Annotated in this window: 7 protein-coding genes; 1 reads left to right on the top strand and 6 read right to left on the bottom strand. The window is 58.4% G+C overall.

Going from position 1 to position 10,412, the window contains the following annotated elements; all coding sequences use genetic code 11:
- Positions 1 to 249 precede the first annotated feature (249 nt).
- From asnB to nagB, 6 genes are all read right to left on the bottom strand, one after another.
- Positions 250 to 1,914: an asparagine synthase B gene (gene asnB / locus FUU19_RS09025; RefSeq protein WP_164057454.1), complete on the bottom strand. Its 1,665-nt coding sequence runs from the start codon at positions 1,912 to 1,914 to the stop codon at positions 250 to 252.
- A gap of 284 nt (positions 1,915 to 2,198) precedes the next feature.
- Positions 2,199 to 3,638 (bottom strand): chitinase ChiC, encoded by a 1,440-nt coding sequence (gene chiC, locus FUU19_RS09020; protein WP_102984135.1) that lies wholly within the window; start codon positions 3,636 to 3,638, stop codon positions 2,199 to 2,201.
- Between the two features lie 188 nt (positions 3,639 to 3,826).
- Positions 3,827 to 4,579: an HAD-IIA family hydrolase gene (locus tag FUU19_RS09015; protein WP_230507112.1), complete on the bottom strand. Its 753-nt coding sequence runs from the start codon at positions 4,577 to 4,579 to the stop codon at positions 3,827 to 3,829.
- Between the two features lie 67 nt (positions 4,580 to 4,646).
- On the bottom strand, positions 4,647 to 5,867 hold the full coding sequence (gene nagC, locus FUU19_RS09010) for a DNA-binding transcriptional regulator NagC (RefSeq protein ID WP_004939956.1): 1,221 nt from the start codon (positions 5,865 to 5,867) through the stop codon (positions 4,647 to 4,649).
- Positions 5,868 to 5,894: 27 nt separating this feature from the next.
- Entirely contained in the window at positions 5,895 to 7,034 is a 1,140-nt protein-coding gene (nagA, locus tag FUU19_RS09005) for an N-acetylglucosamine-6-phosphate deacetylase (protein ID WP_141970400.1), read from the bottom strand.
- Positions 7,035 to 7,052: 18 nt separating this feature from the next.
- Positions 7,053 to 7,853: a glucosamine-6-phosphate deaminase gene (nagB, locus tag FUU19_RS09000; protein WP_004939952.1), complete on the bottom strand. Its 801-nt coding sequence runs from the start codon at positions 7,851 to 7,853 to the stop codon at positions 7,053 to 7,055.
- A 334-nt stretch (positions 7,854 to 8,187) separates the two neighbouring features.
- Between nagB and nagE the strand changes: the two genes are divergently transcribed.
- The gene (gene nagE / locus FUU19_RS08995; RefSeq protein ID WP_141970398.1) at positions 8,188 to 10,224 is read left to right on the top strand and encodes an N-acetylglucosamine-specific PTS transporter subunit IIBC; all 2,037 of its coding nucleotides are present in this window, start codon (positions 8,188 to 8,190) and stop codon (positions 10,222 to 10,224) included.
- Positions 10,225 to 10,412 lie beyond the last annotated feature (188 nt).

Genomic DNA, 10,412 nt, shown 5'->3' with positions numbered 1-10,412 from the left:
ATGTGCTCTAACCAGCTGAGCTACGTAGCCCTCTTTTTTTGCTTTGCCTTCATCGGCGTTGCGGGGCGCATTATGCGTATATGACCGATTTGCGTCAACAAGTTTTTTCCCGAAAAAGTGCCCGGAAGCGCCGTTTGTCTGGGTTGTGAACATTATGGCGATAAAATCGGCAATTCAGGCAGTTGGCGGGGGGGAAAGGCAACAAAAAGGCGGGCCAAAAGGCCCGCCCCAAGGGAAAACACCGCGCGATTATTTATAGGCGGCCTGGTGCACGCCGACGGCGCGGCCGGAAGGATCGTCCATCTTCTTGAACGATTCATCCCACTCGATGGCCTTGGCGGACGAACAGGCGACGGACGGGCCGCCCGGCACGCATTCGGCGGCGCTTGGCAGCGGGAACAGCTCTTCGAAGATCTCGCGGTACAGGTAGCCTTCTTTTGAGGTCGGCGTGTTGTAAGGGAAGCGGAAACGCGCAGTTTCGAGCTGTTGATCGCTAATTTGCTGCGCAGCGACCTCTTTTAAGGTGTCGATCCAGCTGTAACCGACGCCGTCGGAGAACTGCTCTTTCTGGCGCCAGGCCACGCTGGCGGGCAAATAGGATTCGAAACATTCGCGGACGATGTGTTTTTCCATTTTGCCGTTGCCGCACATTTTATCTTTCGGGTTGATGCGCATCGCCACGTCGAGGAATTTCTTGTCCAGGAACGGCACGCGGGCTTCGACGCCCCAGGCGGACATCGCCTTGTTGGCGCGCGCGCAGTCGAACATATGCAGCGCCAGCAGCTTGCGCACGGTCTCTTCGTGGAATTCGCGCGCGTCCGGTGCCTTATGGAAGTAGAGGTAGCCGCCGAACACTTCGTCCGCACCTTCGCCGGAGAGCACCATTTTGATGCCCATCGCCTTGATTTTGCGCGACATCAGGTACATTGGCGTCGAGGCGCGAATGGTGGTGACGTCATAGGTTTCGATGTGATAAATCACGTCGCGGATGGCGTCCAGGCCTTCCTGAACGGTGAAGTGGATCTCATGGTGCACGGTGCCCAGATGGTTGGCGACCTCCTGTGCGGCGCGCAGATCCGGCGAGCCTTCCAGGCCAACGGCGAAGGAGTGCAGCTGCGGCCACCAGGCTTCGCTGCGTTCCTGATCTTCCACGCGGCGCGCGGCGTACTTCTTGGTGATCGCCGAGATGACCGAGGAGTCCAGCCCGCCCGACAGCAGCACGCCGTAAGGCACGTCGGACATCAGGTGGCTTTTCACCGACTCTTCCAGCGCGGTGCGCAGGGCGGCGGCGTCGGTCACGTTGTCTTTGACGCTGTCGTAATCGAACCAGTCGCGGCGATAGTATTCGCGGATCTCACCGTCCTGACTCCACAGGTAGCTGCCGGCCGGGAATTCTTTGATGGTGCGGCACACCGGCACCAGCGCTTTCATTTCCGAGGCGACGTACAGGTTGCCGTACTCGTCGTGGCCCATGTACAGCGGGATGATGCCCAGGTGATCGCGGCCGATCAGATAGGCATCTTTTTCGGTGTCATACAGGGCGAAGGCGAACATGCCTTGCAGATCGTCGAGGAAATCCGGGCCTTTCTCCTGATACAGCGCCAGAATCACTTCACAGTCGGAACCGGTCTGGAACGCATAGCGGTCGCTCAGCTGTTGGCGCAGCGCCTGATGGTTGTAAATTTCGCCGTTGACCGCCAGAACGTGGGTGTGCGTAGCGTTGTACAGCGGTTGAGCCCCGTTGTTGACGTCGACGATCGACAGGCGTTCGTGGGCCAAAATGGCTTTGTCGCTGGCATAAACGCCGGACCAATCCGGGCCGCGGTGGCGCATCAGGCGCGACAGCTCCAGCGCTTTCTTACGCAGTTCAACGGGATCGGACTTCAGATCGAGCACACCGAAAATAGAACACATACAACTCTCCTAACGGGCTTTTATGACTGTGATGTTGTTTTTTACTGTTATGGGCAGCATTGCCGATTCATCAGCGATAATGCGGTTTTGCTGCGCTGTGGTTATGAAAATGCGCCTAAAGCTGCAGGAGATGCAAGCGTTTTAGCCATACGCTGAGAAATAGTTGTTTGCGTGGCTGCGATTTTTAACGGATTTTCAGTTATTGGCGGGAAAATTTAACGATTATGCAATTTTTAGCGTGATGACGGGATTGCCGGCCGATTTGACCGGCAATCGATTAGCGATTAGGCGATGAGCTGCCACAGGGTGAAGGCGGCGTCCGGCGTCCAGCCGGCGTTGGAAGTGTGCGCCTGGATACAGGTGTATTTCTTGCCTTTATAACTCACCACGTCGCCGGCTTTGTAGCTGTGGTTGTTCTGCCACTCGGGCGCCCCCGGATCGGGCGGCGTGCCGTCGTTGGCGGTTTTAACCGCCAGCGCGCTGCTCGGCAGCGAGGTATTGCCCTGGCTGTCGGTTGCGGTAACGAAGTAGCTGTACTGGGTGGCCGGGGTCAGGCCGCTGTCGGCCAGCGACAGGCCGGCGGTCTGGCCGATCGGGTTGCCGTTGCGGTAGACGGTGTAGCTGGCGATCGGTAAGGCGCCGGTGGCGGCGGCCCAGCTCAGTTTCAGCGAGGTGGTACCCAGCTCGGAGACCGTCAGCGCCGTCGGCGCATTAGGCTTTCCCGGCGGCGGGGTGACGCCGCCTTGGATCAGTGGCGCATAGCGGGTTTTGAACTCCCAGTTGTAGGCCACGCCGGCTTTGCTCTTGCCGTTGTCCCAGTTGATTGACCAGGTCATCAGGCCTTTGATCGACAGGTTTTTGGCGTCAAGACGCGAGAAAGCGTTATACACCGCCTGTTTGTTGACCACGTAGCCGGTGGCGGCGGCATCGTTATTGCTCGGCAGACCGATGACGAATTTCGCCGCCGGGATCTTTGCATAGCCGCGGGTGCCGGTGACCAGGCTTTCCGTCAGGTAGTAGAGGAAGTCCTCTTTCATGGCGTCGTTATTCTGTGTGATCCAGGCGTTGAGTTCGTCCACCCAAATACCGTCGCCACCCTGGTTATAATATTGCGGCGCGATAAAGTCATAATAGCCTTCGAGGGCGTTGATATAATCCAGGTAGGTGCCGTTGGTGCGTAAATACGGGAATTCCGGCGCCATGCTGATAATAAAGTTTTTCCCCTGCGCGGCGTAATAGTCTTTTACTTTTTTCAATGCCGCAGGCAAGACGGTTTTATTATTGGCGGCGCCGATCGCCGCCTGTTCCAGATCGATATCCAAGCCGTCAAAGCCATAGACTTCCACCAGGCGAATAATCTCATCTTTCAACTTGTCTTCGTCGCCGGTTTTTAGCTCGATATGCGCGTCTGCGCCGCCGAGGGAGATCAGCACCGCGCGGCCCTGGCCGTTCAGCACGCCCACCTGGCGGCGGAACTCGGCGTCGGACAGGTTATAAGGCTTGAAGGTCGGGATGCCCTGGCCTTTCATAAAGGCGACTGCGACCACGTTGTACTCGGCGGGAATGTCGGTCAGGTTCATATTGGCGAACTGGCCTTGCTGATAGCCGTCACTGGCGCCGGCGGCCCAGTTGTGCCAGAAACCCATCAGGATTTTTTTATTGGCGATAGTCGGCATAATGGCCGCGTCATCGGCGGCGGCGTTAATAATATTATTTGTGCTCATGGTAGCCTCATTAACTAGGGTAAGGGTTTTTCGCGTGCCGGCAATATCAGCTATTGGCGGGGCGTAAGGTTATAATGAGGATTTTTAGCGCAGGCAGGCTGAAACCTTTTGCGGTCATGAACGAATTAAATTCAAACTGCGGTCAGGAAGAGGGAAATAATGGCGGCCAGGCGACCGCCATGGCCGCATCAGAAGATAGTGATATCGGCGACGGAAGGGTAGACGTAGCTCGGGCGGAACGGCATGGTTTCGATGTCGCTCAGGGTGGAGACGCCGGACAGCACCAGTACGGTTTCCAGGCCGGCCTGGAAGCCCGCCAGAATGTCGGTGCGCAGGTTGTCGCCGACGATCACCGTCTCCTCCGAGTGCGCCTGCATTTTGTTCAATGCTGCGCGAATGATCCACGGGCTGGGCTTGCCGACGTAAAACGGCTTGCGGCCGGTGATCTTCTCGATGGGAGCGCACAGAGCGCCGCAGGCCGGCGAGAAGCCGTGGCCGTGGCTATCCGGGTTGGTGGCGATAAAGCGCGCGCCGTTACTGACGAAATAGGCGGCCTTGTGCATCATCTCCCAGTTGTAAGAGCGGGTTTCACCAACGATCACGAAATCCGGGTTGATGTCGGTGATGGTGAAACCGGCTTTGTACAGCTCATGGATCAGGGCGCCTGCGCCGACCACGTAGGCCTTTTTGCCTTCCTGGCGGCGCAGGAAATCGGCGGTGGCCATCGCCGAGGTGTAAAACGCGCTCTCCGGCACTTCCAGCCCGGCGGCGGCGAAGCGGTTCGCCAGATCCTGCGCGGTCTGTGACGGGTAGTTAGTCAGCACTACCAGTGGCATGCCTTGTTCCTGGATGCGCGCCAGGAACAGATCGGCGCCGGGCACCGGCGTATTGTCATGCAGCAGCACGCCGTCGATATCGCATATAACGTTTTTGATTTTCATTTGTCGCTGTTTCTCATGATTACGGCAGGCAAGGGGTGACGATAACACACCTGCCAGAAGCGGCGGATCAGCTTTCCAGCAATCGCTGCAAGAGCACGCCGTTGAGCATCGCGCGTTTGGCCAGGGCGAAAGCGCCGATCGCCGAGCGATGATTGAGTTCGGAGGTCACCACCGGCAGATTTTTGCGGAAGTCCTTCAGCACCTGGGTATTGATGCAGCTCTGGATCGCCGGCAGCAGCACCTTGTCCGCTTCGGTGATCTCACCGGCGATCACCACCTTCTGCGGGTTGAACAGGTTGATGGCGATGGCCACCGCCTTGCCCAGGTAGCGGCCGACGTGTTCGATCACTTCGCTGGCCAGCAGATCGCCGCGGTTGGCGGCCTTGCAGATGGCGTTGATGCCGCAGTCTTCCAGGGTCAGTTTGCTCGGGTAGCCCTGGCTCAGCAGCTGGCGCACGCGCTGTTCGATCGCCGCATTGGCGGCTACGGTTTCCAGGCAACCGAAGTTGCCGCAGTGGCAGCGTTCACCCAGCGGATCGATCTGGATATGGCCGATTTCGCCGACGTTGCCGTTATTGCCGAGAAAAATCTGCCCGTTGACGATAATGCCGGCACCGGTGCCGCGGTGCAGGCGCACCAGAATCGAGTCTTCGCAGTCGCGGGTGGCGCCGAAGTAATGCTCCGCCAGCGCCAGGCTGCGGATGTCGTGGCCGACGAAGCTGGTGACGTTGAAGCGCTGCTGCAGGTTGTCGACCAGCGCCCAGTTGCTGACGCTGATGTGCGGCATGTAGCGCACCACGCCCAGCGCCGGATCCACCAGGCCGGGTAGGATCACCGCGATGGCGATCAGTTCGCGCAGGCGGCGCTGGTTTGCTTCGATGAATTGGGCGATGGCGGCGAACAGCGCATTCTCCAGCGTTTCCTGGGTGCGTTCCGGCAGCGGATAGTGTTCTTCGCTGAGCGATTTACCGCTCATGTCATACAGGGTGATGGTGGCGTCGTGGCGGCCGAGGCGCACCGCGACGGTATGAAAATGACGGGTTTCCGACACGATGGAGATCGCGCGGCGGCCGCCGGTGGAGGCTTGCTGATCGACTTCTTTGATCAGCCCGCGCTCCAGCAGCTGGCGAGTAATTTTGGTGACGCTGGCGGGAGCAAGCTGGCTGAGTTCGGCAATTTGAATGCGCGAGATCGGGCCCTGCTGGTCGATCAGGCGGTAAACTGCCGCGCCGTTAAGCTGTTTGACTAAGTCAACGTTCCCTATTTGTGCTTGTCCGCCAGTGCTCATCAATAATGTTACTCGCTGTTCATTGAATTAAACCTCGTTACCGTTAACGAGCGTTTTGGTGATCTTGAAATCACGGGTGAAGGCGGTCAGGTTAGCTACCTTGCCGGCTTCGATGGTGCCCAGACGCTGCTCGACGCCGATGGCGCGCGCCGGGTACAGCGTCGCCATGCGCAGCGCTTCGTCCAGCGCGATGCCGATATGCTCGACGCTGTTTTGCACCGCTTCGATCATGGTCAGCGCGGAACCGCTCAGGGTACCGTTCTCATCCACGCACAGCCCATCCCGATAGTATATTGTTTTACCGGCGAAAATAAATTGGTCTATATCTGCACCTGCCGGTGCGGTCGCGTCGGTGACCAAGACCAATTTATCACCTTTCAGGCGTTTGGCGTTACGGATACTCGCCCAGGCCACGTGATGGCCGTCGGCGATGATGCCGGTATAGACCTCCGGCGTATCGAAGATCGCCCCCATCAGCCCCGGTTCGCGGCCGGTGATATACGGCATGGCGTTGTACAGGTGGGTGGCGAAGCTGATGCCGGCGGCGAAGCCGGTGCGCGCCTGATCGTAGGTGGCGTTCGAGTGGCCGGCGGAGACCACGATGCCGGCCTCGGTCAGCTGCCGGATAACGTGCGGCTCAACCATTTCCGGCGCCAGCGTCACCTTGGTGATCACGTCGGCGTTGGCGCACAGGTAATCGATCATGTCCTGCGTTGGCTTGCGAATGAACGCCGGGTTATGGGTGCCTTTTTTCACCGGGCTGAGGTACGGCCCTTCCAGGTGTAGGCCCAGCGCCTGGTTTTGGTGCTTTTTCAGATAGGCGCGCATCACGTCGACGCTGTGCTTCATGAATTCGTCGCTGCTGGTGATCAGCGTCGGCAGATAGCTGGTGCAGCCGGATTTCTCGTTGGCGCGCTGCATGATCTCCAGCGTTTCTTCCGAAATCGCTTCCAGCGAATCGTTGAACTGGACGCCGCCGCAGCCGTTCAGCTGCACGTCGATAAGCCCGGGGGCCAGGATGGCGCCACCCAGGTCGCGCGTTTCGATGCCGGCGGGCAATTCAGCCGCCGGGCAGACTCTCTCGATCAGCCCATCAGCGATAATGACTGCATGGTCATCAAGTACGTCGTGGCCGGTATAGATTCGGCCGTGGGTTAAAGCGAACATCGTAGCCCCCTGCAAAGATTAAAGACTTTTCACGCTTTCCGCTTCTAACTCGCGGAAATATTTGACGGTTTTGACTTTCAGCTCCATGGTGGCCGGTTCGTCGCACACCACCACCGCTTTGGCGTGCAGCTGCAGGCAGCTGATGGTCCACATGTGGTTGATGTTGCCTTCCACTGCGGCTTCCAGCGCCTGCGCCTTGGCATGGCCGGTCACCAGGATCATCACTTCTTCGGCATCCAGCAGCGTGCCCACGCCGACGGTCAACGCATATTTCGGCACCAGGCTGACGTCGCCGCCGAAGAAGCGTGAGTTGGCGATGCGGGTGTCTTCGGTCAGCGTTTTGATGCGGGTGCGCGAAGCCAGGGACGAAGCCGGCTCGTTGAACGCGATATGGCCGTCGATACCCACGCCGCCCATGAACAGGTTAATTTTGCCGTAAGACTTGATCTTCTCTTCGTACTGGCGGCACTCGGCGTCGACATCCGCGGCGTTGCCGTTCAGCAGGTTGATATTTTCACGAGGGATATCAACGTGGTCAAAGAAGTTGCGGTACATGAAGGTGTGGTAGCTTTCCGGGTGTTCCTGCGGCAGGCCAACGTACTCGTCCATGTTGAAAGTCACAACATGCTTAAAGCTTACTTCACCTGCTTTGTGCATCGCAATCAGATGTTTGTAGGCTTCCAGCGGCGTGCCGCCGGTAGGCAGGCCGAGGACAAACGGGCGCTCTGCGGTTGGCTTGAATGCGTTGATGCGTTGAACGATATGACGCGCGGCCCATTTGCCGACTTGTGCGGTATCTTTCAGTGGGATAAGTCTCATCTAACACCTCTTGGGATAAGTAAACTAAAGCTATACTGTACGGGCCTGCGGGAGTCTTAAGCGTAACCCAGCTTGATGATTCTCGCGTGAATCGTCCGTCCGGTTGATTTTTTGAATGATAAAATAAGTTTTGTGTGATGGCCAGCAATCTGGGAGGGAAAGACTACTTTTTGTGATAAATATCACCAAAAAGGGAGGTTTTAATTTGCGATACAAAATAAATTTTTTACACTCGGCATGAGTGATACGTGCCAAGCATTGTTTCTAAAAAGGTAGTGAGAGATCCAAATAAACTACTAATAGGGTCCGTCCGCGGACAACATAGGGGGAAAAGGTGAACATTCTTAGTTATTTGCAAAAGGTGGGACGGGCGCTGATGGTGCCGGTCGCCACGCTGCCTGCCGCCGCCATCTTGATGGGCGTCGGGTACTGGATTGACCCTGTTGGTTGGGGCGGCGACAACGCGCTTGCCGCATTATTTATCAAATCCGGTTCAGCCATTATCGATCATATGGCCGTGCTGTTCGCCATCGGTGTGGCCTACGGCATGTCCAAAGACAAGGACGGCTCTGCCGCACTGACCGGCTTCGTCGGTTTCCTGGTGCTGACCACCCTCTGTTCACCGGCCGCCGTGTCGATGATTCAGAAGATCCCCCTCGACCAGGTGCCTGCCGCGTTCGGCAAAATTGAAAACCAGTTCGTCGGTATTCTGGTGGGTATCATCTCCGCCGAAGTGTACAACCGCTTCAGCGGCGTCGAGCTGCCTAAGGCGCTGTCGTTCTTCAGCGGCCGCCGTCTGGTGCCGATCCTCATTTCCTTCCTGATGATCCTGGTCGCCTACATCCTGATGTATGTCTGGCCAGTGGTGTTCGGCGCTCTGGTGAGCTTCGGCGAACACATCCAGAAATTGGGCTCCGCCGGCGCGGGCATCTATGCCTTCTTCAACCGTCTGCTGATCCCGGTCGGCCTGCACCACGCGCTGAACTCGGTGTTCTGGTTCGACGTGGCCGGCATCAACGATATCCCTAACTTCCTTGGCGGCCAGCAGTCGATCGAAGCCGGTAAAGCGGTCGTCGGCATCACGGGCCGTTATCAGGCGGGCTTCTTCCCGATCATGATGTTTGGTCTGCCGGGCGCAGCGCTGGCTATCTATCACTGCGCGCGCCCTGAGAATAAGGCGAAAGTGCTGGGGATCATGATGGCGGGGGCATTCGCTGCCTTCTTTACCGGCATCACCGAACCGCTGGAATTCTCCTTCATGTTTGTGGCGCCGGTGCTGTATGTGCTTCACGCGATCTTGACCGGGATTTCCGTCTTCATCGCCGCCAGCATGCACTGGATTGCCGGTTTCGGCTTCAGCGCCGGTTTGGTGGATATGGTGCTGTCGTCGCGCAACCCGTTGGCGACCCACTGGTACATGCTGATCCCGCAAGGTCTGGTGTTCTTCGTTATCTACTATGTGGTGTTCCGCTTCACCATCAATAAGTTCAACCTGATGACCCCGGGCCGCGAGCTGGCGGTTGCCGGTGACGAAACCGACGGTTATGACGTCAACGTCAACAGCAACGCCGGTAAAGACGAGAACGAAACTACCACGCTGGCCCGTCGCTACGTCGGCGCGATCGGCGGTTCCGACAACCTGACCGGCATCGACGCCTGCATCACCCGCCTGCGTTTGAACGTGAAGGACTCTGCGCTGGTGAACGACGCATTGGCGAAACGCCTCGGCGCATCGGGCGTTATCCGCCTGAACAAGCAGAGCGTGCAAGTGATCGTCGGCACCCGTGCTGAACTTATCGCCAGCGCAATGCGCAACGTGATTGCGGCCGGCCCGGTGGCGGCTGCGGCAGCCTCGGCAGCGGCCCCTGCTGCGGAAGCCAAACCGCAGGCGGTACCGAACGCGCCGAAAGTCGCGTTTGAAACGCTGGTGGCGCCGGTGACCGGCGAAGTCGTGGCGCTCGATCAGGTGCCGGACGAAGCTTTCGCCAGCAAGGCGGTAGGCGACGGCCTGGCGATTCGCCCGACCGACAACATCGTCGTGGCGCCGGCGGACGGCACCGTGGTGAAAATCTTCAATACCAACCACGCGTTCTGCCTGGAAACCGATAAGGGCGCCGAGGTCGTGGTACATATGGGGATCGACACCGTCGCACTGGAAGGCCAGGGCTTCAAACGCCTGGTGGAAGAGGGCGCGGAAGTGAAAGCCGGTCAACCGATTCTGGAACTGGATCTGGATTATCTGAACGCCAACGCGCGTTCGATGATAAGCCCGGTGGTGGTCAGCAACGCTGACGACTACGCCGGCCTGGCGGCGCTGGCCAGCGGCTCGGTGGTCGCCGGTCAGACCAAGCTGTACGAGATCCAAAAGTAAGGCCGTTTTTACCTGAGTAGTACCGGGGGCTGGCCACGCACCATGGTGGAGTTTGCCCCGACTTGGCGGGAAGAGAGCGATCTCTTCCCGCTTTTTTTATTCCGTTTCGCCCCACGGCGGTGCGCTGCGCGCCGATGGTGCAACGCGCCGCATTTTTCGTGAAACAAACGGTTGTTTCCAGACGTGGC

It is taken from the genome of Serratia montpellierensis, assembly GCF_020858655.1.
GTDB lineage: Bacteria > Pseudomonadota > Gammaproteobacteria > Enterobacterales > Enterobacteriaceae > Serratia > Serratia montpellierensis.
The sequence above is the reverse complement of the archived record's forward strand: the minus strand, read 5'-3'. Positions and strand labels throughout refer to the sequence as shown.